The 25,716-nt window shown below is 41.7% G+C and carries 26 protein-coding genes and 1 pseudogene; 15 read left to right on the top strand and 12 right to left on the bottom strand.

The genetic code is table 11. The features are described from left to right. Positions 1 to 18 precede the first annotated feature (18 nt). From bfr to gmk, 6 genes are all read right to left on the bottom strand, one after another. On the bottom strand, positions 19 to 483 hold the full coding sequence (gene bfr / locus B9T29_RS03205; RefSeq protein ID WP_086174535.1) for a heteropolymeric bacterioferritin subunit Bfr: 465 nt from the start codon (positions 481 to 483) through the stop codon (positions 19 to 21). Between the two features lie 249 nt (positions 484 to 732). Beyond that, positions 733 to 927, bottom strand: coding sequence for a bacterioferritin-associated ferredoxin (locus tag B9T29_RS03200; protein WP_086174534.1), 195 nt, complete (start codon positions 925 to 927; stop codon positions 733 to 735). A 168-nt stretch (positions 928 to 1,095) separates the two neighbouring features. Then, positions 1,096 to 1,479, bottom strand: coding sequence for a RidA family protein (locus B9T29_RS03195; protein ID WP_086174533.1), 384 nt, complete (start codon positions 1,477 to 1,479; stop codon positions 1,096 to 1,098). Positions 1,480 to 1,547: 68 nt separating this feature from the next. Further along, positions 1,548 to 3,653: a RelA/SpoT family protein gene (locus B9T29_RS03190; protein ID WP_086174532.1), complete on the bottom strand. Its 2,106-nt coding sequence runs from the start codon at positions 3,651 to 3,653 to the stop codon at positions 1,548 to 1,550. A 221-nt stretch (positions 3,654 to 3,874) separates the two neighbouring features. After that, on the bottom strand, positions 3,875 to 4,156 hold the full coding sequence (rpoZ, locus tag B9T29_RS03185) for a DNA-directed RNA polymerase subunit omega (RefSeq protein ID WP_086174531.1): 282 nt from the start codon (positions 4,154 to 4,156) through the stop codon (positions 3,875 to 3,877). 76 nt (positions 4,157 to 4,232) lie between these two features. After that, positions 4,233 to 4,856 carry a guanylate kinase gene (gene gmk, locus B9T29_RS03180; RefSeq protein ID WP_086174530.1) on the bottom strand — a complete coding sequence of 208 codons (624 nt, stop codon included), beginning with the start codon at positions 4,854 to 4,856 and terminating at the stop codon, positions 4,233 to 4,235. A 134-nt stretch (positions 4,857 to 4,990) separates the two neighbouring features. On the opposite strand from gmk, the gene ispH reads away from it, so the two are divergent. The 12 genes from ispH (at position 4,991) to rplS (ending at position 16,084) form a co-directional block, all read left to right on the top strand. Further along, positions 4,991 to 5,941 (top strand): 4-hydroxy-3-methylbut-2-enyl diphosphate reductase, encoded by a 951-nt coding sequence (gene ispH, locus B9T29_RS03175; protein ID WP_086174529.1) that lies wholly within the window; start codon positions 4,991 to 4,993, stop codon positions 5,939 to 5,941. Between the two features lie 163 nt (positions 5,942 to 6,104). Then, a complete protein-coding gene (locus B9T29_RS03170) occupies positions 6,105 to 6,536 on the top strand; it encodes a pilus assembly FimT family protein (RefSeq protein WP_086174528.1) in 432 nt (143 codons plus the stop codon). A gap of 20 nt (positions 6,537 to 6,556) precedes the next feature. Next, complete coding sequence (pilV, locus tag B9T29_RS03165) at positions 6,557 to 7,045, top strand: type IV pilus modification protein PilV (protein ID WP_086174527.1); 489 nt, start codon at positions 6,557 to 6,559, stop codon at positions 7,043 to 7,045. Next, positions 7,035 to 7,991 (top strand): PilW family protein, encoded by a 957-nt coding sequence (locus B9T29_RS03160; RefSeq protein WP_086174526.1) that lies wholly within the window; start codon positions 7,035 to 7,037, stop codon positions 7,989 to 7,991. Before pilV ends, B9T29_RS03160 begins: the two co-directional genes overlap by 11 nt. Next, positions 7,991 to 8,677, top strand: coding sequence for a pilus assembly protein PilX (locus B9T29_RS03155; RefSeq protein ID WP_086174525.1), 687 nt, complete (start codon positions 7,991 to 7,993; stop codon positions 8,675 to 8,677). Before B9T29_RS03160 ends, B9T29_RS03155 begins: the two co-directional genes overlap by 1 nt. Before the next feature lie 17 nt (positions 8,678 to 8,694). Continuing rightward, positions 8,695 to 12,753: a pilus assembly protein gene (locus tag B9T29_RS03150; protein WP_086174524.1), complete on the top strand. Its 4,059-nt coding sequence runs from the start codon at positions 8,695 to 8,697 to the stop codon at positions 12,751 to 12,753. A 10-nt stretch (positions 12,754 to 12,763) separates the two neighbouring features. After that, complete coding sequence (locus B9T29_RS03145; protein ID WP_086174523.1) at positions 12,764 to 13,366, top strand: type IV pilin protein; 603 nt, start codon at positions 12,764 to 12,766, stop codon at positions 13,364 to 13,366. Continuing rightward, positions 13,366 to 13,791: a type IV pilin protein gene (locus B9T29_RS03140; protein ID WP_086174522.1), complete on the top strand. Its 426-nt coding sequence runs from the start codon at positions 13,366 to 13,368 to the stop codon at positions 13,789 to 13,791. The genes B9T29_RS03145 and B9T29_RS03140 overlap by 1 nt, the downstream gene beginning before the upstream one ends. Before the next feature lie 146 nt (positions 13,792 to 13,937). Further along, complete coding sequence (gene rpsP, locus B9T29_RS03135) at positions 13,938 to 14,195, top strand: 30S ribosomal protein S16 (protein ID WP_068912833.1); 258 nt, start codon at positions 13,938 to 13,940, stop codon at positions 14,193 to 14,195. A 16-nt stretch (positions 14,196 to 14,211) separates the two neighbouring features. Then, a complete protein-coding gene (gene rimM, locus B9T29_RS03130; RefSeq protein ID WP_086174521.1) occupies positions 14,212 to 14,760 on the top strand; it encodes a ribosome maturation factor RimM in 549 nt (182 codons plus the stop codon). Between the two features lie 57 nt (positions 14,761 to 14,817). Next, positions 14,818 to 15,558 (top strand): tRNA (guanosine(37)-N1)-methyltransferase TrmD, encoded by a 741-nt coding sequence (trmD, locus tag B9T29_RS03125; RefSeq protein WP_086174520.1) that lies wholly within the window; start codon positions 14,818 to 14,820, stop codon positions 15,556 to 15,558. 151 nt (positions 15,559 to 15,709) lie between these two features. Then, positions 15,710 to 16,084, top strand: coding sequence for a 50S ribosomal protein L19 (rplS, locus tag B9T29_RS03120; protein WP_086174519.1), 375 nt, complete (start codon positions 15,710 to 15,712; stop codon positions 16,082 to 16,084). A 74-nt stretch (positions 16,085 to 16,158) separates the two neighbouring features. Here rplS and B9T29_RS03115 read toward each other — a convergent pair whose 3' ends face one another. The 3 genes from B9T29_RS03115 to B9T29_RS03105 all read right to left on the bottom strand — a co-directional run bounded on the left by B9T29_RS03115 (position 16,159) and on the right by B9T29_RS03105 (position 19,513). Further along, a complete protein-coding gene (locus B9T29_RS03115; RefSeq protein ID WP_416202474.1) occupies positions 16,159 to 17,112 on the bottom strand; it encodes an esterase/lipase family protein in 954 nt (317 codons plus the stop codon). A 274-nt stretch (positions 17,113 to 17,386) separates the two neighbouring features. Next, a complete protein-coding gene (locus tag B9T29_RS03110; protein ID WP_086174517.1) occupies positions 17,387 to 18,367 on the bottom strand; it encodes a lipase family alpha/beta hydrolase in 981 nt (326 codons plus the stop codon). Positions 18,368 to 18,481: 114 nt separating this feature from the next. Then, positions 18,482 to 19,513 (bottom strand): lipase secretion chaperone, encoded by a 1,032-nt coding sequence (locus B9T29_RS03105; RefSeq protein ID WP_086174516.1) that lies wholly within the window; start codon positions 19,511 to 19,513, stop codon positions 18,482 to 18,484. 149 nt (positions 19,514 to 19,662) lie between these two features. On the opposite strand from B9T29_RS03105, the gene truB reads away from it, so the two are divergent. The 3 genes from truB (at position 19,663) to B9T29_RS03090 (ending at position 21,938) form a co-directional block, all read left to right on the top strand. Then, positions 19,663 to 20,571 carry a tRNA pseudouridine(55) synthase TruB gene (gene truB, locus B9T29_RS03100; protein ID WP_086174515.1) on the top strand — a complete coding sequence of 303 codons (909 nt, stop codon included), beginning with the start codon at positions 19,663 to 19,665 and terminating at the stop codon, positions 20,569 to 20,571. Positions 20,572 to 20,587: 16 nt separating this feature from the next. Then, a complete protein-coding gene (locus tag B9T29_RS03095) occupies positions 20,588 to 21,355 on the top strand; it encodes a sulfite exporter TauE/SafE family protein (protein ID WP_086174514.1) in 768 nt (255 codons plus the stop codon). 115 nt (positions 21,356 to 21,470) lie between these two features. Beyond that, entirely contained in the window at positions 21,471 to 21,938 is a 468-nt protein-coding gene (locus B9T29_RS03090) for a hemerythrin domain-containing protein (RefSeq protein ID WP_086174513.1), read from the top strand. 409 nt (positions 21,939 to 22,347) lie between these two features. Here the strand turns inward: B9T29_RS03090 and B9T29_RS03085 are convergent, their stop codons facing one another. From B9T29_RS03085 to serA, 3 genes and pseudogenes are all read right to left on the bottom strand, one after another. Continuing rightward, entirely contained in the window at positions 22,348 to 23,214 is an 867-nt protein-coding gene (locus B9T29_RS03085; RefSeq protein ID WP_086174512.1) for an EamA family transporter, read from the bottom strand. Positions 23,215 to 23,406: 192 nt separating this feature from the next. Further along, positions 23,407 to 23,706 (bottom strand): annotated as a pseudogene (locus B9T29_RS03080) (EamA family transporter); the annotation flags it as partial. Between the two features lie 509 nt (positions 23,707 to 24,215). Next, positions 24,216 to 25,448: a phosphoglycerate dehydrogenase gene (gene serA, locus B9T29_RS03075; protein WP_086174511.1), complete on the bottom strand. Its 1,233-nt coding sequence runs from the start codon at positions 25,446 to 25,448 to the stop codon at positions 24,216 to 24,218. Between the last annotated feature and the right edge of the window lie 268 nt (positions 25,449 to 25,716).

The following is a 25,716-nucleotide window of genomic DNA, read 5'->3' as shown; positions in this document are numbered from 1 at the left end:
TCGACTGGCTTTTTAAACTTAAATCTGGCTTTGAATATAGTTTTCGATACCGACTTTTTCGACTAAATCAAGCTGGGTGGTGGTCCAATCCAGATATTCTTCTTCTTTTTCCAGAATTTCCTGAACAAGATCGCGAGTCACATAATCCATTTCCTGCTCGGCCAGACTGACCGCTTTTTGCAGGGCTTCAATATTTTCATTGACTTTACGTACATCGCAATTCAGTACTTCAATGGTATGCTGGCCTATGTATAACTTGCCTAAATTTTGTAAGTTGGGCAGGCCTTCCAAGAATAAAATACGTTCAATAATTTTATCTGCATCTTTCATTTGCTGAATCGATTCTTTGTATTCTGCTGAACCCAGCTTTTCAATTCCCCAGTCATTGAACATACGTGAGTGCAGGAAATACTGGTTAATGGCAGTCAACTGGTGATAAAGCACCTGATTTAACTGATTAATGACGTCACGATTGCCTTTCATTGTAAGTTCTCCATCAACAATTTTTGCCTTCATACAGGGTCAGGCAATCAAAAAAATTATTATGTCAATTATCTTAAACAAGAAGCAAAACAATGGCGAGTAGTTTATTGAACAGCAAATGAAAATCGCAATCAAGAACCATAAAAGGCTGCAAGCTAGACAGGGCGCATAAAAAACCCGCCTAGAGTCATAAGCGGGAGAGGAGAAATGATCTTCTGACCATTAAATTTATCATTAAGATTATCGGATTTAAGCCGCTACCGATATACGGGCTGCAATTTCTGAAAGCTCTTCGCTAATGATGGCACGTGCTTCAGGCGCACAACGACCACAGCAGGTACCTAAATCAAGTAGGTCGCGAATTTCACGATAGCTTTCTGCACCATTTGCGACTGCATCTTTAATATCTTGATCGGTAATACCACGACATAAGCACACGTACATTTGAACTAGCCACACTAAATAGTGAAATGGGATAAGTAATATTATTGATAATTATTATCGTTTGTCAATGAAATTTATTTGAAATATCATTTATTATGATTGAGTTTTTGAATAAAAAAATACCACCTTATCGGTGGTATTTTGTGCAATTTTCTAACTAATTGAAAATTATTTATTAATAATCACGATGCCATCCATTTCCACTAAGGCATCTTTAGGCAAGCTTGCTACCCCTAGGGCTGCACGTGCAGGATAAGGCTGGGCAAAATATTCACCCATAATTTGATTTACTAATTGGAAGTGTGAAAGATCAGTCAGGAAAATATTCAGTTTGGCGATATCTGCCAACGAACCACCAGCGGCTTCGCAAACGGCCTTTAAATTATCAAATACACGGCGAATTTGAGCTTCAATACCTTCCACCAATTCCATACTATAAGGATCTAAACCAATTTGACCTGAAAGGTACAGAGTATTTTCAACTAAAATCGCTTGAGAATATGTACCAATAGCTGCGGGTGCATTTTCAGTATGGATTACTTGGCGTGACATTGATTTCTCCTTATATCATCTTCATACATCATAGCGTATATCAGTCAAAAAAGTTGCATATGATTGAATTAACTTGCTTTAGATGCTTCGGCAATGTTGATTGGCTGGGCTAAACGGGTTATGCGTGGAAAACCAAAGTGCATGCGTAAATCGCGAATAATTTGAGCAATTTGTTTGCGGTTATGCACCACAATGTGGACGTAGGTTTTCCCTTCATGAGCATGAACCATTTCTACACCGGTTTTTTCTTTACGGCACTGATAAATCAGGTCAGAAATTTGTTCATCATTCATCAACATATCAATACTTAAATAGGCGGTGAAACTAATGTCATTGATATCTTCAGCAGTCCAGTGCAACGGCATAATATTTTCTGGATGCTGATGCTGTTCATGCAAAAGATTATGACAGCGAGCACGATGCACAATTAAGCCACGGCGTGAGAGGTGTCCCTGGATTGGATCACCGAGTACCGGGTTGCAACAATGCGCATATTTGACATCAATACCTTCCGTCCCTTGAATCAGGCGGGTTGATGATTGTGGTTCCAGACTTTGACCTTGTGCAAAAAGATGATTGGCAACCAGTTGTGGAAGCAAATCGCCCACAGCAATCTGCTCAAATAACTGTTCTTTGGACTCAATATGACGCCATTGCAGGATATCCTGCCAATCTGCTTCAGTTAAGTCTTTTACTGATCGATTAAACAGTTTAAGGGCACGGTTAAGTGCCTGCTGGCCGACTAATTGTTGTTCTTCAATGTCCTGATCACGCAAAATATTTTGTAAGGCACGGCGGGCTTTTTGGGTGTTAATGAAGCTCAGCCAGTCTGGATTTGGTGTCGCCAGAACATCGGTAATAATCTCAATCACTTGCCCACTAATAAGTGGTGTTGAAAGAGGACGGGTTTCTCCGTTTATTTTTGCTCCGACAGCGTGATTGCCTAAAAACAGGCTGGCTGAATAAGCAAAATCGACTGCTGTAGCACCTTGAGGGAGTTCGTGCAAATTGCCATGCGGGGTATACACCCAGATTTTTTCCTGGTGTAAATAATCTAACAAGTCGCTAAAGGTGGTTTTGGCACAGGCACCATCAATTAGTACATTCAGGTTCTGCATAGAGGCCTGAATGGCTGAGCGGCAGGCTTGCGGCGCATTTTCACCCAGTACCACGCCAAAACGGGCTGCCCTACGCATTAACTCGGTTTGGATGGTCAATGATAGTGTGGTTTTTTCACCTTTTAAGCGCATCATCAACGATTGGTTGCCACCCGGTAATGGGCGACGAATATGATCTTCATAATGCAAAATCTGGAAGTTTTCACGCAGGATTTCTGCCAGACGGTCACAATCGGCAATGCTTTGTAAAATAATTTCAAAAGCATGACTATGAGTCAGCTCCTGTAAATCAATGTCGTTTTTCACAAAGTGACGCAGTAATTCAATATTGTTATTTTTCTTTTTAATGCGGCCAGTAATCTGGTGCTGTTGCAGCAGTTCAGTCAGGTTCTTTTCCCAGATGCTCTGATATTCACAACGTTTAGGCTTGGTTTGTAATAAGGCATCTTGAACATTATTAAACATATCCAGATCAAGATTCTGATAACACAGATGCTCTAGGTTGTCGGCCATTTCATTCATACCGACAATACGCGCCATGGGCACAAATATATCAAAAGTTTCCTGGGCAATACGCATGCGTTTATCTGGGCGTAATGAATCCAAGGTGGTCATGTTGTGATAACGGTCAGCCAGTTTAATAATAATGACACGTGGATCTTGTAAGGTGGCTTGCAGAATTTTACGGAAGGATGCGGCTTTATTGTATTCTTTATCACTGGAATGACTAAGTTTAGTGACGCCATCGACCAGTTCTGCAACCGTACGCCCAAATTTTTCAGCGATGTCTTCCTTGTTAAAATCGGTATCTTCAATGACATCATGCAGCAGGGCGGCCATTAGGGTTTCGGCATCCAGACGCATATGCGAAAGAATGCTACTCACCGCAATCGGATGCAGAATATAGGGTTCGCCACTTTTACGAGTGATGCCGTCATGGGCAATATCGGCATAATCGCAGGCCACAAGCACGCGCTCGACATCACTTGCACTTAAGTACGCATCGATAATAATTTTGAGCTGTTGCTTGGCTTGGCTGACCTGTGGGCCTGGCATATAACACCTTTACTACTTCAGTTTCTACAATTTAAATCGCTAGAGCTTTAATGAAAAGCATATTGCATGACTTGTCAATTTTTTCATTTAAAAAAAAGCAAAAAGATACCTCTTAAATAACGTATCTTTATACCTATGTTATAACGTTTATTGGGCAAATATAAAAGTTATGCAATAAAAAAAGCCTAGTTAAAACTAGGCTTTTTCTCAGATATTTTTTCTTATTGGAAAGAAAAGCCATCTAAATTCAGATTGTTTGCAGAAAGTGCTAGGTCAAGGCTAGAAGCTTGATAGTCTTGATCACGTTGTTTCAAGATGTCTTTAGATACATGACCGGCAGCAATTTCACGTAAAGAAACCACAGTCGGTTTATCGTTATCCCATTCTACAGTAGGTTCGATCCCTTGACGTGCCAATTGACGCGCGCGTTTGCTTGCCACTAGTACAAGCTCAAAGCGGTTGTCTACATGGTCTAAACAATCTTCAACGGTTACGCGTGCCATAAGAATTCTCGTTTGAATATTAAATTTGAACAGACTGGGCAGTATAAAATGCTTTGCCTGCAGACTCAAGTTTTAATCACGGTTCAACAGGAGTAATTAATTTTTCAATCAATTCCTGATGACGGGTTGCTTGCTGCGATAATACTAGACGATTGGCAATAATCACGCATTCCAGATCATGCAGCGCCTTATTAAAGTCATCATTAATAATGACATAGTCAAAATTACTATATTGCTGCATGTCTTCAACTGCACAGCCTAAGCGACGTTCAATCACCTCAACTGAGTCGGTACCACGATTGGACAGGCGTTGGCGCAAATCGAACTGGCTGGGTGGAAGAATAAAGATTTGACGTGATTCAGGAAAAAGTTTGCGAACTTGCTCTGCACCTTGCCAGTCAATTTCAAGTAGAACGTCATGACCCTTGGCAAGCTGTTGTTTTACGGTTGCTTGAGCAGTACCGTAATAATTGCCAAACACTTCTGCATATTCAATAAAACCGCCTTGCTCAACTAGGGCAAGAAAATCTTCTTTTTTTGAAAAGTGATAATGCACACCGTCGAGCTCGCCAGGACGTTGGCCACGCGTGGTGTGAGAGACAGAAACGTGCAAATTATTCACACGCTCAAGTAGGGCTTTAACGAGAGATGTTTTGCCTGTTCCAGATGCAGCAGAAACGACAAACAAGAGACCCGACATGATATTTTTCCTGATATGATAAAATATCTTCTCTATTTTAGAGCAGACTACCGTCAAACTAAATAGCTGTTCGCAGGTTGTTTGCATTTATTTCAAGTTATTCAGTCTAAATTCAAGTGAACATTGAGGGTCTTATGGAAATTGTATTGGCCAATCCACGTGGTTTTTGTGCAGGTGTCGACCGAGCAATTGCGATCGTCAATCGGGCACTAGAATGCTTTAATCCACCTATTTATGTGCGTCATGAGGTCGTACATAACAAGTTTGTTGTGGATGATTTGCGTCAGCGCGGTGCAATTTTTGTCGATGAACTGGATGAAGTTCCAGATGACAATATCGTGATCTTTAGTGCCCATGGTGTATCGAAAGCGGTACAACAGGAAGCGGAACGCCGTGGTTTAAAGGTGTTTGATGCCACTTGTCCGCTGGTGACCAAGGTGCATATTGAAGTGACTAAATATGCGCGTGAAGGAACGGAAGCTATCTTGATTGGGCATGAAGGTCATCCCGAGGTTGAAGGCACCATGGGGCAATATGACAAGAAAAATGGCGGTCACATTTATTTGGTGGAAGATGAACAAGATGTTGCGGCTTTAGTGGTACAGCATCCTGAAAAAGTGGCTTTTGTGACTCAGACTACCTTGTCCATTGATGACACGGCGAAAGTCATTGATGCCTTGCGTAGCAAATTCCCTCACATTCAGGGGCCGCGTAAGGATGATATCTGCTATGCCACTCAAAACCGTCAAGATGCGGTACGTGACTTGGCAACGCAATGTGATGTGGTTTTGGTGGTGGGTTCGCCTAATTCATCCAATTCAAACCGGTTGCGCGAGCTGGCGGAGCGTATGGGGAAACATGCCTATTTAGTTGATAATGCAGATCAGCTTGCGCAAGCCTGGTTTAATGAAAAGACCAAAATTGGCGTAACCGCAGGTGCATCAGCGCCCGAGATTTTAATCAAACAGGTGATTCAACGTTTACAGGACTGGGGTGCCAAAGCGCCGGAAGAACTTTCGGGACGTGAAGAAAATATTACTTTTAGTTTGCCGAAAGAGTTACGTATTCCCGTAACCCAAGTTTAAAGTGCGAAATAGATAACAATCCATTTCTCTTTTAAAAATAAGCAGATGATTGGCATGTAACAGTCATCTGCTTTTTTATGCCTTTTATCTTTATTTGTGTCAGTTTTGTAAGTTGGTCCGATATTATTTTACTAGGGTGAATTTTTATTGCCTTGGGGAAAGTATGAATAAAAATAAAGGATTCACTTTAATTGAACTAATGATAACGATAGCCATACTCGCAATTATTGCAACGATGGCTGTTCCTTCTTTTACTCAAACGATTCGAAAAAACCAACTGATAAGTGATACGCGTGATTTTGTAGATTTGTTGGCAGAAACAAGGTCTGAAGCGATTTTTAAGCAGAGTGAACGGGTTTTGGCTGTGGATAATAGTGTTTTAACATTCTATAAAAAATGGATACCAAATCATGTGACGAAAGAAAGTGGTGATGCTAGCGTTACTTTTAATCGTTTAGGGCAGTCCCAAATAACAACCAACGGCCAGTGTTTTGTATTTAAACATAATAGTGATGCAGCTTTGAAAGCGTATGTCTATGTGCAAAAAGGTGGAACAGTAGTTTATAACAAAGTGGCAACAAGTTGCCCAACCTGAGAAAAAGGGAATTATTACAAATGAGAAATACTCAAAAAGGGGTTGGGCTTGTAGAGGTGCTGGTTGCACTGGTGCTTTTAAGCATTGCTGTGTTGGGTTTTGTAGCATTACAAATAAGGGCTATGGGAGCTAGTGCAGAGGCTGGGATGAACGTACAAGCTTCTAATATTACTAGGGATTTGGCAGAAAGAATGCGGGTAAATCGGGGTGGGTTGGCAGAATATAAAAAAGTCACTACGCCGCCAACTACTTGTGCAAGTGCATTCTGTACTGCAAATGAAATGGCTCAATATGATTATGCTCAAGTGGAAAGCCGAGCAAGTAATTTGGGCATGAGTATAAATGTCCTAAATTGCCAAGGTTCTACTCTGGTTCGTAAATGCATCTATGTTGCCTGGGAGGGTACAACGGCAACAAATGGTACGGGCAGTCCAAACTGTACCAATGGCACTGCTTATGTCCCAAATGCCAAATGTATCATTATGGAGGTATATAACTATGGTTCATAAGCATTATACCTCGGGCTTTACTCTGATTGAATTAATGGTGGCTTTAACCTTAGGTCTGCTTATTGTTGCGGCGGGTTTGGCTGTGTTTTTAAGTAGTTCGCGTTCTTTGGGATTGCAATCAGGCATGAGTGAATTACAACAAAATGCCAATTTTGGTTTGTCTTTGGTTGCACATGATCTACGTCATACCAATTTAAATACTGTTTCCTCACAGAGAGTGAATAATATTACCACTGGTTCAGGGATTGTTTTTAAAAAGGAAAATTTGCCTGCAGCATTACAAACAATCACGGATTTAGAAACCGAATTGGTCAGTTTACAAAATAAAGATACAGATAATACTACAGGTAAAAGTGACCGTTTAACTATTCAATATGTACCAGCAATTAACAGTATTGTGAATTGTGAAGGGGAAACTATTTCTGCTGCCTCATCTAAAACAATTGTACAACGTTATTATGTGGCAGAAAGCCCACAACAAGTGACAGGTGAGCCTACAGCATACTCTTTATATTGTGATGCTGGTTATTATGCAGCTGGTGATACAACAATTGCAGGTTTAAATACTCGCGCGCAGCAAATGATGCAGCGCGTAGATGCATTTAAAATACGCTTAGGTGTGAAAAATTCTTCTGGTCAACTCCGTTATATGACCATCAATGAGTACATTACTGCAATGAATACTATTCGTGCTGCATGTGCGACCCCAATTGTTGAAGATACTTGTGCAAAAAATTATCTGCAAGTGATTTCAATGGAAGTTGGTATTTTATCTCGTTCGACAGGAACAATTGGTTCAGAAGCAAATTTAAATACCCAAACGACATTTGATGTTGCTGGTACAAATAATGTCACGCTTTCAGGTGATGCGGCAGTCAATAAACGATATTTACGTCAGGCGGTGAATCAGGTTGTAGCGATTCGAAATACATTGGGAGCATCGTAATGAAACAACAACAAGGTGCAACGCTTATTACGGTTTTGATTATTTTGGTGCTTGTGACATTGCTGGGCACAATCGCTGTGAAATCTGGAATTTTAGGATTAAAAATTGCAACAAATAGTCAGGTCAATGCTCTATTGATGGGTAATTCTGACTCTGCTTTATTTAATATTGAGGATCCTGATCTAGTGGCAAGGCAATTGGCACTCGATGGGATGTTCGCTTATTTCAATTCCTCAGCAAATGCCAATGATGAATTGGTATTTTGTTATCGCGCATCGGAAAATTCTTTTTTTAAATTATCTCAAGCTAGCGCGATTACAGCTGATGGTTCAACAACCAAGATTGGTGTGGATGGCTTTTGTAAAGCCAATCAATTTGCAATGGGGCGTTCTGCGGTGCTGTCACAAGTGTATTTAACTAAAAATGCTACAACGTCTACACCATTTGGTGGTGCACCGAAAGGGACGAGTCTTGGGCAAAGTAATGTGCCTGTTACCACCAATAATATAGGGGCAACAGTAATTTCTGTACTGCCAAGTTTTGCGGGTGCAACTACAACACAAATAGAGAGCTGCTTTAAGCAGCGTGCTTCGGCAGTGGGGGCGTGTTTTGAGGGTTTAGGTATTCCTTATAACATGCAGCATTCGGACTATACCGTTGGCGGTCAGCCGAAGTTGGTATCGTAAAGAAAGAGAATTTAAAGATGAAAAAAATAAATCAAAAAAAAGGACTTTCAGCCACGGTGTCGATGTTTATGACTTTGGCTGTTTGTCATAGTGTATCTGTACAAGCCAGTGATATTGATATCTATAGTAATTCAACAGGTGGTCAAACACGTATTATGTTTGTACTGGATACTTCGGCCAGTATGAGAGCTGCAACTAATTTTAAATTTGCATGTGATGCTCCTGTGGCAGATAGTTTGGTAACAGTACCAACTTCTAATTCAGAAGCCTCCACCACAACGCCATCTTATACCCGTTATTATTGTACTGCTAATGCTACGGTTGAAACTTCACCTAAAACATATAGTTATAAAACTCAAATAACAGCTGCAACAACGACAGCGACAACGACAACTTCAAATACGGTGACAGCTGATGCAGTATTAAAGCAGTGTGCAAGTACGGAGAGCGGTACGACTAGCTCTCAAGCAACATGTACCAATACCACATTACGTACTACTGCTCCATCTGGTAGCTTTTGCTCTGAAACTTCCAATTCTACCCCTGTGGTTACTGGTAATATTTCTAAACTAACGACAACGACTTATTTCTATTTACGGAATAGCGGTACATCAAATTGCAGTTCTACGTCAGGTAGAACTTATCGTTATCGGTCTGAAGTTGTGAAAACAACTACAACTACAACTACAACAGGTACTCCTATAACTACAAATACTGCAAGTTGTACTGCGGGTACATCAACCAGTGGAAATACCAGCACAATTACGACATGTACTTCGGAATTTAGACGTTGTCCAACGGCTGCAATCACATCCGATAGCTGTAATACGGTAAGTGCATCAGCTCCTAGTGGTAGTTACTCGAACGAAAGTTGTGGTACAGGATGTACTGCTTATTTCACCCCAGCCCAAACCACAACACAAACTCAAAAATATTACGATCGTATTACTAAACTCAAAGATGGTTTATTTACCGTATTACAAGGGCTAAATGGTGTTCCTCAATTAGGAAATGAAATTGTTATAGGTCTAACGCGGTTTACAGGAGGAACTTCAGGAACTAGCTCTAGAACAGGAGCAGTTTTAGTTTCAGCTCGCCGTTTGGATACTACTTCTAGTAGTTTAACAGGCTCTGCGAAAACCACTTTTGAAGCGGAATGTGGCACTGGATCTGGTACCACACAACGTTCATGTATATTGCAAAAAATTGTAGATATGGAAGCTCCTGACTATACGCCAACAGGTAGGGCATATGCGATTGGGGCTAGATCATTATTAAGTACAATTGGTACAGATACCTCAACATGCAATGGTAATGGGGTTTATGTTTTAACAGATGGCGGTCCTAGCACAACTAGTATTGCAGATCCCGAAACAGAAATGTCAGCTACAGTGAGCGGTTTCAGTTGCCCGTCTTCATGGGATTCTAATGTTGGTAGTCCAGATTCGACCTACGAGTTTAAAGCAAAAACAGCTACTCCGGACAATGAAAAGGTTTGGCGTTGCATTGCAAAGTTTGCCAACACTTTATTAACCGGTTCTACCACTCGTCCCAGAATTAAAACAGCAGTAGTTGGTTTTGGTAAATTCTATAGCGGATTGGATGCGTATACTGGAGCGGAAAAAACAAAAGTTGGCCAGTTAACTTCTACCAATATTGATATAGCAAATATAATAAATCGTTTTTCTAGTATTAGTAATACTTATGGTGAGACAACCGGTGGAGCTAGTCGTGCTGATATTGCCAATACCGCATTATGGGGAGTATATGGGCGCGGTGGATGGTATTCGGCTTCAGAGCCAGGTGAGATTGCACAAAGTATTTTAAATTTTGTTGATGAAGTAAAACCTGAATTTGACCCGGTTACCACAGGTTCACCAACCCTACCACAGGATGCTTTAAACCCTTTGCGTATCCAGCCGTATGGTTATTATTCTTCATTTATTCCAAAACCACAGGAAACTACCCAGCTCTGGGCTGGTAATCTCAACAAATACCACATCTATAATGGTGAACTTTATAACACCAGCAAAACTATACGTTTAATCAAATCGGATGGTTCATTAGATTCAACAGCCAATGGTCTATGGATGGGGGGGGTGAAAGGACAGCTGCCTTTAGGTTTAACTACAAATACTGAAAATGAAAAATTTGCTAATCGTACCATCTATACCAATCGACAAATTACTGATGCAGCACCTTATACAGCGAGTGAAGCCAATTCACTTAAAAAAGTCAATGTGAATAGTTTATTTGGTACAGGGACAACGGCTTTGTTTGTCAATGATCCAGATAAAAACTATTGGCTGAATCTACTTGGTTATAATATTAGTGCAACAGCAACTGGTGTAACGTTGGATAACCTTTCAACAAACCCAGAATTACGTCAGGTCGGTGCAGTAATGCATTCGACTCCAATTCTACTCACGCAACAAGGCAAAATTACATACAGTTCAGGCACAATTGACACAACAGACCGAGAAGATTATCTACTCTTTGGTAGTACACAGGGTTTACTGCATGTCGTCGATACGGATGGGGTAGAGAAATTTGCTTTTGCACCACATGAAATGATGCAAAATCTAAATCAAAAAGCAGCTTTTTTATCTGAAGCCAGTAGTACTGGTGGTAAAAACAACTTGTTCTATGGCATAGATGCACCTTGGACCGCATATACCCAGTATGTGTCAAAAGCCGATGGAACATTAACTGTGAAGAGTTCTGACCGTACCAGTGATGGTGGTACTAATACAGATCTTGCGCTCAAAGGTTTGCAGTGGGTGTATGGTGGTCTACGTATGGGTGGACGCAGCTACTATGCATTAGATTTATCAGATATAGATAAACCAAGTTTGAAATTTCATATTAATCCTGCTGCAGCTGTGACTGCTACTGGAACACCAGATACTGATAATGCACTAAGTTATATGGGGCAAAGCTGGTCTAAACCTACACTTGCTTATGTTAAATTTGGCGATACTAAAAAACTGGTGATGTTTGTAGGTGGAGGCTATGACGCAGGTTATGAAGGTGCAGCCTATGATCAAAATACCACTACGGGTAGCGGTGCAGGCATATATATGTTTGATGCTAACACCGGTAGTTTACTTTGGTGGACCAGTGCCTACGCTACACAAGCTAAAGGAGCCGAAGCATTTACTGATGCCAGCGCATCTACGATTAACATGAAATATAGTGTGGTTAGCCAGATTAATGCGATTGATCGTGACAATGATGGTCTGGTTGATAATCTCTATTTCGGTGATTTAGGTGGACAAGCTTTCCGTGTCGATTTAAATAATAGTGTAACAGCTAAAGATAGTTTTGCGACTCGTGTGGTACGTTTGTTTAATGAACATACGAGTGGTGGTACAAGTCCTCGTTTCTATGAAATGCCAAGTGTTTCTATTCATGAAGATAATGGCTATGTTGCAGCAGTTGCCTTTAGTTCCGGTAACCGGAGTTCACCATTAGTAGGCACAGCGGTAATAAATGGTAACCAAGCTGGCTCAACAGTAAGTGCGGCGGATGGGGTTTTTGTTGTATACGACAAAGATGTGGCAAAAACAGATTTGTACGCAACCTCACCGACATTGACTACACAAAATGTAACGCTTGTTTCTTTAAATACAAATATAAGCACGGGTGTTGCTGTTGCTAGTAATAATGGCTGGAAATATATCTATTCACCTACAGCTGGTGTTTATAAAGGCATGAATGAGCTGTATGCCTTAGATGGTATGCTCTATGTCAATGTATACCATCGTGATGGAACGGGTATTGGTGGTTCTTGTGGTGCAGGTGTAAAAGGAGATTCCTATGTCTATCAATTCTGCTTGCCGACAGGAAAATGTTCTTTTGCTACTACAACAAGTGGCGTTCCAAATAGTGTTAAGTTGGGAGCGGGTATTTTAGGTGCAGGTTTAGGGCAAGGCTTTAGTAATGCTAATAATACAGGTCTGATTGTAAGACGTCCTACAACTCTAAATTGTACAACCACGCCAAACTTACCAGAATGTCAAGAGTTTACTACAGCAGCGAAACTTAGACAGTTACGCTGGTATGAAACTCGATAGGGGGGGAGTCATGAAAAAAATACGTGGCTTTACTCTGATTGAATTGATGATTGTGGTCGTGATTGTTGCAATTTTTGCAGCAATTGCGTTTCCTTCATATCAGCAATATATGGAACGACGGGATCTGGCAATTGCACGGCAGGAAGCGTTACGCATTGCTGCTGAGCTGGAGCGGTTTAAAGCAAAAAACTTTAGTTACAAAGGTTTCGATGCCAGTTACCTGTATACCTATGTGGGTACTGATGCTGATGGGAATCCGACACCAGCAAGTTATTATGACGCTGCTACAGGCCAGTTGTTGTTACCGATAGGTTCAACTGTATCTACAGCGAAATATACATTAACACTAGCCAATAATGGAACAGGATACAAACCTTTGACTTTTGCAAAAGACTCAGATGGCAATGAAACTGCGGCTTCTGCAAGTGTGAATGGTCTGACTTGGGTGATGTCGGTACAGCGGGCTAAAGATAGTAGTAGTCCACCTAAATCTAAACAGCCACGTAATTATGACTTATTGCTCACGAGTACAGGAATACGTTGTATGACTAGAACCGAAGATGTTGTAACAGATTATACAAATTGCGGTACGAGTAACAGTGAGTCATGGTAATGAAAAAAAATAAAGGGTTTAACCTAATCGAGTTGATGATTGTAGTGGCAATAATTGCTATTTTGGCAGCGATTACTTACCCATCTTATACTCAATATAAAATTCGTACTAACCGTGTTGATGTGCAAACTGAAATGATAAATACCGCGCAGCGTTTACAGAGCTACTATGTCATTAATCATAATTATACGAGTGCAACCCTAGATAACGGCACAACCAGCAAGGATTATCCCACAGCTAATCCTGTCTATAGCATTACACTTGTTACAAGTGGTCAAACCTATACATTAACTGCAGAGCCTAAATCTGGTACTGTTCAGGTAGATAATGGAAGTGTAATTCTTAATAGTAATGGGTGGAAATGTTGGACTAAAACTACGACAGTATGTACCCCTTCTGCCACCTCTAATTGGGATGGTAGATAAATCTAAATTCAAAACTGTGGATAACCTAAAATTTGATCTTTCTTTCAGGGCAAATATAACGTAAAATATTGCCCTCTATGAAAGGGGTTTGAAATGCTGCCGATGGTCGGTTCATGGATAATCCGTAAAAACTATAAGGTTCTATCATGGTTGTAATTCGTCTAGCACGCGGTGGTGCTAAAAAACGTCCGTTCTATCAAGTTATTGTAACTGATAGCCGCAATGCGCGTGACGGTCGTTTCATCGAACGTATTGGTTTCTTTAACCCTACAGCTCAAGGTAAAGCAGAAAAACTTCGTTTAGATGCTGACCGTTTTGCTCACTGGGTTGCTCAAGGCGCTCAACCGTCTGAACGCGTTGCTTCTTTAGCTGCTCAAGCTAAGAAAGCTGCAGCTGCTGCTTAATTGTAGTAGGTAGCCCATGACACCAACACAGAATGTTCCCGAAGATCGTATTCAGATTGGACAGTTACGTTCAGCATATGGATTAAATGGGTGGCTCTGGGTCTATTCCAATACAGAACCTATGAGCAACATCTTTGACTATCTTCCTTGGTACATTGAAACCAAAGCAGGTTGGCAAACAGTAGATGTAAAACGTTGGAAACCGCATGGCAAAGGCCTGGTTGTTTCGTTAAAGGATGTGAGTGATCGCACTGCAGCGGATAGCTTGGTTGGCGTAAATGTCTGGATTTCAAAAGCGCAACTTCCGAAAGCAGGAATGGATGAGTTTTACTGGTCGGATTTAAAAGGCTTAACCGTGTTGGGTCTTGATGAAAATGAACAAGAAGTGAATCTCGGTAAAATCCATGAAATGTTCGAGACAGGTGCCAATGATGTGATGGTGGTTCACGCAACACCGGACAGCATTGATGCTGAAGAACGCATGATTCCATGGCATAAAGATGTGGTACAGCGAGTTGATCTTGAAGCTGGTCGTATCTACGTAAATTGGGGCGTGGATTACTAAATATTTAAAAGCTTGTCCTTTAAGGATGAACGCAGCAGGAAAGTAGAGGAGTCTGCGATGTTTTTTGCAGTCATTACGCTTTTTCCTGAAATGTTTGAAGCGATTACAGCCTACGGTATTAGCGGGCGTGCGGCAAAACGTGAAATAGTGCAAGTCACTTGTATTAATCCTCGCGATTATGCTGAGGGCAACTACAAAAGAGTGGATGAACGTCCATTTGGTGGTGGTCCAGGTATGGTGATGATGGCAGAACCTCTGTCCAAAGCAATCAACCATGCCAAAGAGCTTGCAAAGCAAGCAGGATGTGTTCAGGTTCCTGTGGTGTATATGTCGCCGCAAGGAAAAACCTTAAACGAACCTGCGGTACAGCAGTTTGTCGAATATGACGGACTGATTGTGCTGTGTGGACGTTATGAAGGGGTCGATGAACGTTTGATCCAGCAATATGTTGATCAGGAATGGTCAATTGGAGATTACGTATTGTCGGGTGGTGAACTGCCTGCGATGGTTTTATTGGACAGTATCATTCGGAGACTTCCGGGTGCCATGTCAGATGAACAGTCCGCTGTGCAAGATTCATTTGTGGATGGTCTGTTAGATTGCCCACAATATACCAAGCCAGACCATTTTGAAGGTTTGGATGTGCCTGAGGTGTTAAAGTCCGGGCATCATGCCAATATTGAAAAATGGCGGTTTTTGCAGCGCTATCAACGAACCCTTGAACGCCGACCTGAGTTGGTGGAAAAAGCAGAGTTGACCAAGCAGCAAAAAAAATGGCTAAAAGATTTGCATACTTAAATTCCATTTAAGTATTAATGAATAGGCTCTTTATTGGCTTGAGTATCTGCTTAAGTAATAAAGGGAAAGATAAACGGGTCGATATGCGCTTTAGCCTCTATACCCAGCGATGATCAGACCTCTTCTGACTCGCACATATTGGAGATACCCCATGAGCGGTAAGCATCCTTTAGTTCAAGTAATCGAAAACGCACAATTGAAACAAGACATCCCTGCTTTTGCACCAGGTGATACAGTTATTGTTCAAGTTAAAGTAAAAGAAGGCGACCGTGAGCGTTTACAGGCGTTTGAAGGCGTTGTAATTGCTAAGAAAAACCGTGGTTTGAACTCTGCGTTCACAGTACGTAAAATTTCTAGCGGTGTTGGCGTTGAGCGTGTATTCCAAACTCACTCTCCAATCGTTGCTGGTATCGAAGTGAAACGTCGTGGTGACGTTCGTCGTGCTAAACTTTACTACCTACGCGAATTGTCTGGTAAAGCTGCACGTATTCGTGAAAAATTGCCAGCTCGTAAAGTTAAAGCTTAATTTTAAGTTTTATACGAGTGAAAAAAATGCGCCCTTTGGCGCATTTTTTTATGCTTGAAATTGGCTAGGTAAATTTATAGCCCTTGTAGTTTTAAGCGGTTGGCATGCTGCCTGAAGAGAGCAACAGGATCAGGTGCGAAGAGGCCTTTTAGACCAAACATCATATTGGCCAGATCGGTGTGATTAAGGTTGTAATCATCACGAATGACTTGACCGATATGTGAACTACAGCGAGCCACCATGCCATCATTGTCCTTGTTGCCATAAGACAATGGGCCAAGTTGCATCAAAATTGTATCAATGTCTAAAAGATTGGTGGTTTGTGCGGTACCACCCCAAGAATAATAATAGATTCCCTTATCCACTTTAGCGCCACTCTTGTTACAGTCAGAAGCTAAGGCTGTGGTCGGGAAGCGCTTATTAAAGTTTGCAGATTCGACTTCAGTCAATGATTTCATTGATGCATCAAAGTTAACGGGAATATCGGGATTCGCTTGTGCCCAGGTTAATATCGGCCCAATCAGATATTGTCCCAGGATATTGAATGCGCTACGGCTAAGCGTATTGCTTTGAATATCATCGGCGACTTTAGAACCGCGATATGTTCCGCCCACGCCTGTTACCGATGCTACATACTGCGGTTTTACAGCTGCTACGTATTGTACGGTTGGGCCACCATGACTGTGACCAATCAGGTTGACTCGGTCCTTACCGGTAATCGCGAGTACTTCTTCTACTTGAGCAATCAACTGTTCACCACGGAACTCGGTAGTATTGGCAGGGGAGAGTTGCACGGCAAAAACCGTCGAACCATTGCGGGCCATATCAGGCAAAATCTGGTACCAGTAATCAAGATTGAAACTGTCATCACCAATGCGTGACCAGCCTAACCAGCCATGGACCATGACAATAGGATATTTGGTTTTGGCATAGTCAGACTTTACCGTTTCTTTAACTTGTAAAATTCCTTTTGAAGCTTGAGTTTCTGCGCTAAGCCCTATAACTAAAGTAGTTATCACGGCAAGCATGATGGCTTTTTTATTTCTTAGATTAGCATTTAAAGTTTTCATCAACTTTTCCTTAAATGATATTTTTGTTTGGAGGTTATTTTTATAAAGGTGGTGAATGGTTGAATAGTTCCTCCTGTGATCATCAGGTATCCATGCTATGGACGAGCTGTTTTTGGGACAGCAATAAAGTGCTCATTGGAGTACTGAATAGTGCATGGATTTAGTCGCGCTGATCATCATGCTTGATATTCAGACGATGGCATAAGCGCAGGCTGCACTTATGCCAATATTTTTATAAACCCTGTAGCTTCAAGCGGTTGGCATGTTGTCTGTAAACAGCAACCGGATCAGGTGCCAAAAAGGCAGTTAAACCAAAGAATTGGTTAATTGCATCTAGATGATTCCAGTTATAGTTGTCGCGAATGGTTTTACCATATTTGGCACTACAGCGAGAAACCAGACCGTCATTGTCACCCTTAAGATCAGTAAGCAATGCTGTTACACCCAAGAGCATGTCGGGGTCATTTGTATTGGTCACGGTTCCTACACCTGAGAAGGAATAAAAATAAATGCCTTTTTCAGTTGCTGCCCCTTCACCGCATGCGGTTTTTGGCATTCCTAGAGGATATTTGGTCTGGAATGCTGCAGAGCCTGCCAGACTTAAACTCTTACCCGCATTTAATGAGTCATGCGGGAAGGAGCTTGGATTGAGTCCTTGTGCCCAAACCAGCATTTTAGAAGCAAAATTCACGACATTGACTAAAGGCCCTTCTAGCGGGGTTCCTTCAGCAGAAATAATCAAATCTGCGACTTTTGAACCTTTCAGCGGGCTAGAGATAGCCGTAGCTGAAGCGACCTTTTGTGGAGCCACATTTGAAACATAGGCAATACTGTGACCGCCATGACTATGTCCCAATAAGTTGACTTTCTGCGCACCGGTTAAAGCCAGAATCTCATCCACTTGTTGTAGCAGCTGTTCGCCACGAACTTCTGATGAGTTAAAGGGTGAAACACGGGTTGCCCAGACATTTGCTCCATTGCGAGCCAAATCTGGCAAGATTTGATACCAGTAATCCACACCCAGTTCATCAGTTCCTGCACGAATCCAGCCGCCCATACCATGAGCAAACACCAGTGGATATTTGGTTTTTGCATAGCTGGTGATCGCATTCCCTTTAATTTGCGATGCATTACCCGCTACAGCTATTTGGCTGGATGCAATTGCAGCGCCAGATAAAATTGCGCAAATTAAACGCTTTGAGTTCCATTTCATTTTGTTTATCTCACTTTTTTTTATTTTTAACCCTGTCCCCATTTTTTAAACTTTAGCTGGTACAGGTGCTGAATAAGAGGATCGATCTGATCGCCTTATTGGACTACATTGCGATTACTCGCTATATGGTAATTTTCCTCCCTGATCATGGATGGTTTCAAAAGTCCCTACTCGAAGTTGTTCTTCTGGTTTTTTAAAATGCTGAGTTCGTAATTTCTGCACGGCTTGTTGCTTGGCTTCATCACTCATGCCGCTTTTCATGATGCTGTCCCGTTCATTCAGATATTGATTGACCTTATCTTTCCAGTCAGTGCGTTGACTATCTAAGGCTTCTAAACGTTGGGTGGCTTCGGGACCTACCAGGTTGGTACGCATCTGATGAATTTCTTCCGCTGAACCGCCACGGGCTTTTATGTCTGCGGTGAGTTTGCGCAAGTCTTCCAGTTTATTGAGTTGTTCGAGGTTTTCTTTCCAGTCTTCAGGTAATTGATTAAACAGATCTTTTAATTTTTGTGCTTTTTGTGCTTCGGTTAAGCTCTTGTCTGCCAGAACGGCCATGCGATTGAGGGTATATTCATGATAGGTATCTTCAGTACCAAATAAGCCTTCAATTTCGTAGTCAGAGAAAAGTTGTTTACGCAAATTTTTCATATTCGCAAAAACGCTTTGATAATATTTAGAATCTTCCTTATCGATATTAGGTGCCTGCAAATCGCCCAGTTTTTCCCGGTAATCCATGTAGCGATTCCACAAATCAATAATTTGTCCTAAAGCGGGTTCCTTATAGTTAAGTTGGATGTATGCTTTGAAATCGTGTTTGATTTGCTTGAGATCTTTTTCGCCATATTCGGTAATGAAATATTCAAAACAGTTGCGTGTCTGTTCATTCACGATTAAATGATTGGCCTTGTCTAGACCTAACTGACAGTTCACTTGCGTGTCTTGCTGGCTATGACTGACCAAAGCCCGACTTTGATCTGTAGTGGCTGGCATAGATGATGTTAAGGTATTATTCTGCACATCAGCCGTTTGAGCAGCCTCTGTTTGTTCTGCGGTGGACTGGGAAGGTGCGAGCCAAAATAACAGCACTCCTAGACACACCAGAATCACCACCAAAATAATCCATAATTTATGATTTTTATGCATTTCCTATGCAACCTTCTTTTTCTGTTTTTTTATGGTTCTAAAAGTGAACCCAATGTGCCATAAAAAAAATTAATAAAGCGTAGAAAAGTTGTAAAAAATGACAAGCGGTTGCTAACATAGCAGCCGTTTGAACTTGTTTGATTTTCACTATGAAAAAGACTTCACCTAAAATTCAGCGCCGTCCTATCAGCGGCGTATTTTTACTGAATAAGCCTTTGGGTATCAGTTCAAATGCGGCCTTGCAAAAAGTACGCTGGCTGTATCGTGCGCAAAAGGCCGGGCATACCGGGGCTTTAGATCCATTGGCTTCAGGTTTATTGCCAATCTGTTTGGGTGAGGCAACCAAATTTTCCCATTATTTGCTCGATTCGACCAAGCGTTACCTAACCACCATTCATTTGGGACATAGCACGACGACTGGCGATGTCGAAGGTGAAGTACTGCTGGAACAGGCTGTGCCTGCATTGACTGAAGAGAAAATTGCCCAGGTTTTGGCAAAATTTTTCGGCGATATTCAGCAGGTGCCACCCATGTATTCGGCATTGAAAAAAGAAGGTCGTCCACTGTACGAATTGGCGCGTAAAGGGATAGAAATTGAACGGGAAGCACGTCCGATTCATATTTATGCCATCGAATTACTCTCTTTTACTGAAAATAGTATTACCCTTGACGTGACCTGTTCTAAAGGCACGTACATTCGTGTATTGGGGGAAGATATTGCCCAAGCCTTGGGTACATATGGTCATCTGACTTATCTGCACCGTATCAAAACCGGTCATTTCGACCTGATCCCAAGTTATACCATTGAGTATCTGGAAAACCTGACAGAGCAAGAGCGAGAGGCTTTGTTGCTGCCTGCCTATGCACCTGTGGATCATTTTCTTAAAGTACAAGTGCCAGAAGGGCGTGCGGAATACTTTAGCCGTGGCATGGAAAGCAATATTGAGCATGCAGCAGAAGCCCAAGTGTTGGTGTTTGATGGTGAAAAATGTTTGGGGCTGGCAGAAATTACCGAGCGTAATCGTCTGGTGCCGAAACGCGTGTTAAATCTCGAATAATTGTTGAAATAAATGTATGGAAATTGAAATTATCTTAAGCCTTCTGTTTTTTGCATTTTTTGCCGGTGCAATTGATGCAGCAGTAGGAGGTGGCGGGTTAATTCAAATTCCAGCCATTATGAATGCCATGCCGCAACTGTCGCCCGCGACGGTATTTGGTACCAACAAACTGTCCTCAATCTGCGGTACCACATCGGCCGCCTATTCATTTGTGCGTAAAGTCAAATTGCGCTGGAAGCTGCTGGCGGTTATTGCCAGCTGTGCTTTTGTCAGCTCTTTTGCTGGTGCGGCCTGTGTCAGCATGATTCCCAAAGAAGTGCTGCGTCCGTTTGTATTGGTGATGCTGATTGTGATTGCCATCTATACCTTTATGAAAAAACAGTTTGGGCAAGTGCATGTGCGTCAGGAACTGACACCAAAAATCTTGCTGTTAGCAGCAGTAGGCAGCCTGCTGATTGGTTTTTATGACGGCATTTTTGGTCCAGGAACCGGCAGTTTTTTTATCTTCTTTTTTATTCGTTACTTACAAGCTGACTTTTTGCATGCTTCAGCCTTGTCCAAGGTGGCCAATTTAACCACCAACCTGGCGGCACTGAGCTTTTTCGCCCCGACCGGTCATGTCCTGTTTGGCTTGGGTTTAATGATGGCTGTAGCCAATGTGGCCGGTTCAATTGTCGGTGTGCGGGCGGCATTAAAATACGGCAGCGGTTTTATCCGTATTCTGTTTTTAATTCTGGTGAGCATATTGATATGCCGTTTGGCTTATCAAACATTTTTCCCATAAATCATTTTTGATATTAAACTTTCTTATACAAATTCTCCTTATAAAAGTTCCTGAATATTTGCCAATTCCACTCTATGCTGGATTAAAGGCATGATAAAAACAGGAGAAAAATTACATGATGACCATTTTCGAAGCATTAAGGGAAAGTCATGAAATCCAGCGCGATCTGGCAGAAAAATTACTGCAAACTTCTGGGGATTCACCAGAACGCCATGAGTTATTCAAGCAACTGAAGAATGAATTATTTGCACATGAAGCGGCTGAAGACCGTTATTTTTATATTCCGCTCATGATGACAGATTCTGGATTAAATATTACCCGTCATGCCTTGGCTGAACATCATGAAATGGATGAGATGATTGAAGAGCTGAGTGAAACCGATTTCAGCAATCCCGGCTGGATCGCAATAGCCAAAAAGCTTTCTGAAAAGGTGCACCATCATCTGAAAGAGGAAGAGCACGGCTTTTTTCAGCAGGCCGGAAAAATTCTGGGAGAGGAACAGAAAACAGCTTTAGCAGTGCAGTACAAAAATGAATATCAGCGTTATAAAGACATGAAAAAAGATATGCTGGTAAAAAGCTAAAATTTAAATTAAAAGTTGCAGGATAAAAAAGATGGCGTCAGTGCCACTACTGTCCCACAATTTAAATTTTATTTTAGTACTGAATCAGCATGATGATTTCTTATCTTTAAATATTTGATATTTATATTTTTCACAGCCTTGTCTTTTCTTTAAAGGTTAAAGTTGCTTTGTGTAGGCTAAGCCCTACTTTCGACAGACCAAAATGAGAACTCAAAATATATTTTGAGTTCGCAAGAAAAGTCTTTATTCCCCATACACGACATCCTGAGCCAGTTTTAAGCACTGCTTTAAAACGCAGCGCAAGGATGGGGAATGTGTGGCATCCCTGCCACACTCGCGAATCTGACACATGGACTTCAACTATGGGACAGCAGTGGCATCAGTGCCATCTTTTTTGAATTGAGTTATTTCAAGACCCGGCTTTTTGGCGGGATCTGAATGTCACCCCAACCGATGCCAGCATGACACACAGCAGGGCCATCCACTGTAACATTCCTATTTTTTCTCCAAGCAAAAGCAGTCCCGTAAGTGCAGCTAGAGCAGGAGAAAGACTGGATAATGTGCCGTAACTCAGTTTGCTTAAAGACTTAAGCGCTTGCAGATCTAGCGCATAAGGAATGGCGGTTGCCAGTACTGCAATTGCCAAGGCCTTGCCCCAATATTGGGTTTCAACTAATGCAGCAGCATTATGATATAAGCCAATGGGTAACAGGCTGAGAGCAGACAAACTGATGGCAATGGTCAGCGCATGCATGCCAATATTCTGCTGCACCACTTTTTGGCCAAAATAAATATAAAATGCCCAGCAGAGTCCTGCCGCTAAGGCACATGCAGCACCGATCAGTGAAAATTGTTCACTTTGAGTCTGTCCCCATGGCACCATCAGGGCAATGCCTAAAATGGCAAGTCCAACCCAGAGATAATCACTACGGCGCTGGATAGACAGTAAGGCCAAGCCCAAAGGCCCGATAAACTCCAAACCGACAGCAATGCCTTGAGGCAGTTTTCCCAAGGACATATAGAACAGGATATTCATGAATCCAAGTGCTGCGCTATAACACAATAAGTCACGCCATTTTAAAAAGGACAGACGTTTTAAGATGTGCCATGAACGAAACATGATGCAGACAATGACCGAGGCAAAACCCAAGCGCAAAATCGTGACGGTCAGGGGATCAAGTACCATAAACAGCTGTTTGGCGAAAGATGCACTAATTTGATAGGACACCATCGACAGCAGCATAAACAGCACGGCAATCATTTGGGATTTAGGCATGGCACATACAAGAACTACAGCGCTAGTTCATATGAAAAAGGGGCCTGCATTATAACGAAAATCATTTGAATGTTGAGGTATGCCATTCGCAGACTAAAATTTAAATTCAAAGTGTTTAAATCTTTAAAATGCATATTGCTAAAGCTAATTAATTTTGAATTCAAATTAAAAGAGATAAAACTAAACAGGATGCTAGCTGTTCGAAACGGCTTTTTTCGCTCGCTGTGTGGTAAAGGTACAGCCAATCGAGGCGGTGATAATGGTGGCTAAAGCCAGCCACTGATTCCAAAGCAGCTGTTCGCCTAAAAATATAAAACCTGAAAGTGCCGCAATGGCAGGTTCCACACTCATTAAAGTACCAAAACTTAAGGCGCTTAAATTGCGTAAGGCAATCATCTCTAAACTAAAAGGCAAGGCACTCGCGAGTACAGCCAAAGCCATAAAGTACCCCAGACTGTTTGGCTCGAAAGTATGGGCAGGCATACCCGAGAAAGAGCCACTGCTTTGCATGCTCATCATTGCAATGAGAAGAATCAGTGGCGCTTGCACATGCGGTGCCATTTTAAAATTCGGCATAATTAAATTTGTTTCGATTTCTCGAATAGCGGGAGATCAGCAACAAAAGCTTTAAAAAATTCATAGCCTTTGTTTATATTCAAAAACATTGAATAAATTTCACGACGGAGTCTTTTCATTGAGACGGGTAATCCTTCTTGAAAGACTTTATTACTTTTGTTTCGGCATGAGCAGCAAAACTGCGCAAGAACAAAACCACTTTACGAACATTTGAAACATGTTTTAAATGTTCTCATCGCAAAACTTGTCAAATGTTTCCATCTAATTTTGTTTATCGCAGAAACATTCATTATTTAATTTCAGTCTGCCTCGAACAGCTGCGAATAGCGTAATTGCGGAACCTATATTTTTTTACATTCAAATTACGGATTTTAAAAAATAAAAAAACCACAGCACGAATGCTGTGGTTTTTAAATAAAATTGAATTAGAACAATACGCGAACGCGGATTGTACCTTCAACTTCGTTAAGCGTATCAAGCGCTTCTTTAGATGCAGTTGCATCAACGTCCATCACCAGGTAACCGACATCACCTTTAGTCATTAAAGACTGACCAGAGATGTTGATGCCGTGTTCAGCAAACAGGTTGTTGATTTTAGACAATACACCCGGGATGTTTTTATGGATGTGAAGTAAACGGTGTTTACCTTCAGTCAACGGCAACGCGATTTCCGGGAAGTTCACTGCAGATAAAGTCATACCTTTATCTGAGTAAGCCACAAATTTCTCTGCTACTTCTAAACCGATATTCGCTTGCGCTTCCATGGTTGAACCACCCACGTGAGGAGTCAAGATCACGTTGTCCAAGCCACGAAGTGGAGAAACAAATTCTTCACCGTTTGCTTTAGGTTCTTTAGGGAATACGTCTACTGCAGCACCTGCAATGTGACCAGACTTGATCGCATCAGCAAGATCTTCAATGATCACACAAGTACCACGTGCAGCATTGATGAAGATTGAACCTTCTTTCATTTGTGCAAACTGATCTTTGCCAAAGAAGTTACGAGTAGATGGAACGTCTGGAACGTGTAGAGATACAACGTCTGCATTGGCAAGAAGTTCACCCATTGAACCCACTTGACGTGCATTACCCATAGGAAGTTTGGTTACAGCATCATAATAAATGACGTGCATACCCATGCTTTCAGCAAGTACTGAAAGTTGCGAACCGATTGAGCCGTAACCAACGATACCTAAAGTTTTACCACGAGTTTCAAACGAACCTGCTGCAGATTTGTTCCAGCCACCACGGTGAGTAGAAGCAGATTTAGCAGGTACGCCACGAAGCAATAAAATTGCTTCAGCAAGTACAAGTTCAGCTACTGAACGCGTATTTGAATATGGTGCGTTAAATACTGGAATACCACGAATCATCGCAGCATTCAGGTTCACCTGGTTGGTACCGATACAAAAACAGCCAACAGCGATAAGCTTGTTGGCTGCTTCAAATACTTCGTCAGTTAACTGAGTACGTGAACGAATACCGATGAAGTGAGCATCTTTTACCGCTTCTTTCAACGCTTCACCCTCAAGCGCAGTTTTACGGTAATCGATGTTGGTGTATCCAGCAGCATTTAATGTGTCGATTGCGTTTTGATGAACGCCTTCTAACAACAAGAAACGAATTTTATCTTTAGGCAGTGAAAGATGTTGGCTCATTACGGCTCCGCTACAAAGGCCAAATTTAGTCGCGATATGATAACATATGAGAAGGGTCTATAGACATTTCCTTTTATGACACAGACGATAGGTATTTTTGCCATACATATGCCGTGAACGACAAATTTTGGTCTAACTAAGGCTGTAATTTTTAAGGCTAGATTGTCAAAATGCTTATTTCCTCAGGGTTTCAGTGGAAAATGCCTTATAATGTCGGACAGTGAAATCGATCCCAGTGCTGCTGCTGGTTTTATATTCACGCCCGGTC

Origin of the sequence: Acinetobacter sp. ANC 3903, from assembly GCF_002135315.1 — a bacterium.
Taxonomy (GTDB): Bacteria; Pseudomonadota; Gammaproteobacteria; order Pseudomonadales; family Moraxellaceae; genus Acinetobacter.
This window is presented reverse-complemented; position numbering and strand designations above follow the sequence as displayed.

Coding starts and splice junctions, on each gene's coding strand:
- bfr (WP_086174535.1), bottom strand. CDS start 483: ATGAAAGGCAATCGTGACGTCATTAATCAGTTAAATCAGGTGCTTTAT.
- B9T29_RS03200 (WP_086174534.1), bottom strand. CDS start 927: ATGTACGTGTGCTTATGTCGTGGTATTACCGATCAAGATATTAAAGAT.
- B9T29_RS03195 (WP_086174533.1), bottom strand. CDS start 1,479: ATGTCACGCCAAGTAATCCATACTGAAAATGCACCCGCAGCTATTGGT.
- B9T29_RS03190 (WP_086174532.1), bottom strand. CDS start 3,653: ATGCCAGGCCCACAGGTCAGCCAAGCCAAGCAACAGCTCAAAATTATT.
- rpoZ (WP_086174531.1), bottom strand. CDS start 4,156: ATGGCACGCGTAACCGTTGAAGATTGTTTAGACCATGTAGACAACCGC.
- gmk (WP_086174530.1), bottom strand. CDS start 4,856: ATGTCGGGTCTCTTGTTTGTCGTTTCTGCTGCATCTGGAACAGGCAAA.
- ispH (WP_086174529.1), top strand. CDS start 4,991: ATGGAAATTGTATTGGCCAATCCACGTGGTTTTTGTGCAGGTGTCGAC.
- B9T29_RS03170 (WP_086174528.1), top strand. CDS start 6,105: ATGAATAAAAATAAAGGATTCACTTTAATTGAACTAATGATAACGATA.
- pilV (WP_086174527.1), top strand. CDS start 6,557: ATGAGAAATACTCAAAAAGGGGTTGGGCTTGTAGAGGTGCTGGTTGCA.
- B9T29_RS03160 (WP_086174526.1), top strand. CDS start 7,035: ATGGTTCATAAGCATTATACCTCGGGCTTTACTCTGATTGAATTAATG.
- B9T29_RS03155 (WP_086174525.1), top strand. CDS start 7,991: ATGAAACAACAACAAGGTGCAACGCTTATTACGGTTTTGATTATTTTG.
- B9T29_RS03150 (WP_086174524.1), top strand. CDS start 8,695: ATGAAAAAAATAAATCAAAAAAAAGGACTTTCAGCCACGGTGTCGATG.
- B9T29_RS03145 (WP_086174523.1), top strand. CDS start 12,764: ATGAAAAAAATACGTGGCTTTACTCTGATTGAATTGATGATTGTGGTC.
- B9T29_RS03140 (WP_086174522.1), top strand. CDS start 13,366: ATGAAAAAAAATAAAGGGTTTAACCTAATCGAGTTGATGATTGTAGTG.
- rpsP (WP_068912833.1), top strand. CDS start 13,938: ATGGTTGTAATTCGTCTAGCACGCGGTGGTGCTAAAAAACGTCCGTTC.
- rimM (WP_086174521.1), top strand. CDS start 14,212: ATGACACCAACACAGAATGTTCCCGAAGATCGTATTCAGATTGGACAG.
- trmD (WP_086174520.1), top strand. CDS start 14,818: ATGTTTTTTGCAGTCATTACGCTTTTTCCTGAAATGTTTGAAGCGATT.
- rplS (WP_086174519.1), top strand. CDS start 15,710: ATGAGCGGTAAGCATCCTTTAGTTCAAGTAATCGAAAACGCACAATTG.
- B9T29_RS03115 (WP_416202474.1), bottom strand. CDS start 17,112: ATGCTTGCCGTGATAACTACTTTAGTTATAGGGCTTAGCGCAGAAACT.
- B9T29_RS03110 (WP_086174517.1), bottom strand. CDS start 18,367: ATGAAATGGAACTCAAAGCGTTTAATTTGCGCAATTTTATCTGGCGCT.
- B9T29_RS03105 (WP_086174516.1), bottom strand. CDS start 19,513: ATGCATAAAAATCATAAATTATGGATTATTTTGGTGGTGATTCTGGTG.
- truB (WP_086174515.1), top strand. CDS start 19,663: ATGAAAAAGACTTCACCTAAAATTCAGCGCCGTCCTATCAGCGGCGTA.
- B9T29_RS03095 (WP_086174514.1), top strand. CDS start 20,588: ATGGAAATTGAAATTATCTTAAGCCTTCTGTTTTTTGCATTTTTTGCC.
- B9T29_RS03090 (WP_086174513.1), top strand. CDS start 21,471: ATGATGACCATTTTCGAAGCATTAAGGGAAAGTCATGAAATCCAGCGC.
- B9T29_RS03085 (WP_086174512.1), bottom strand. CDS start 23,214: ATGCCTAAATCCCAAATGATTGCCGTGCTGTTTATGCTGCTGTCGATG.
- serA (WP_086174511.1), bottom strand. CDS start 25,448: ATGAGCCAACATCTTTCACTGCCTAAAGATAAAATTCGTTTCTTGTTG.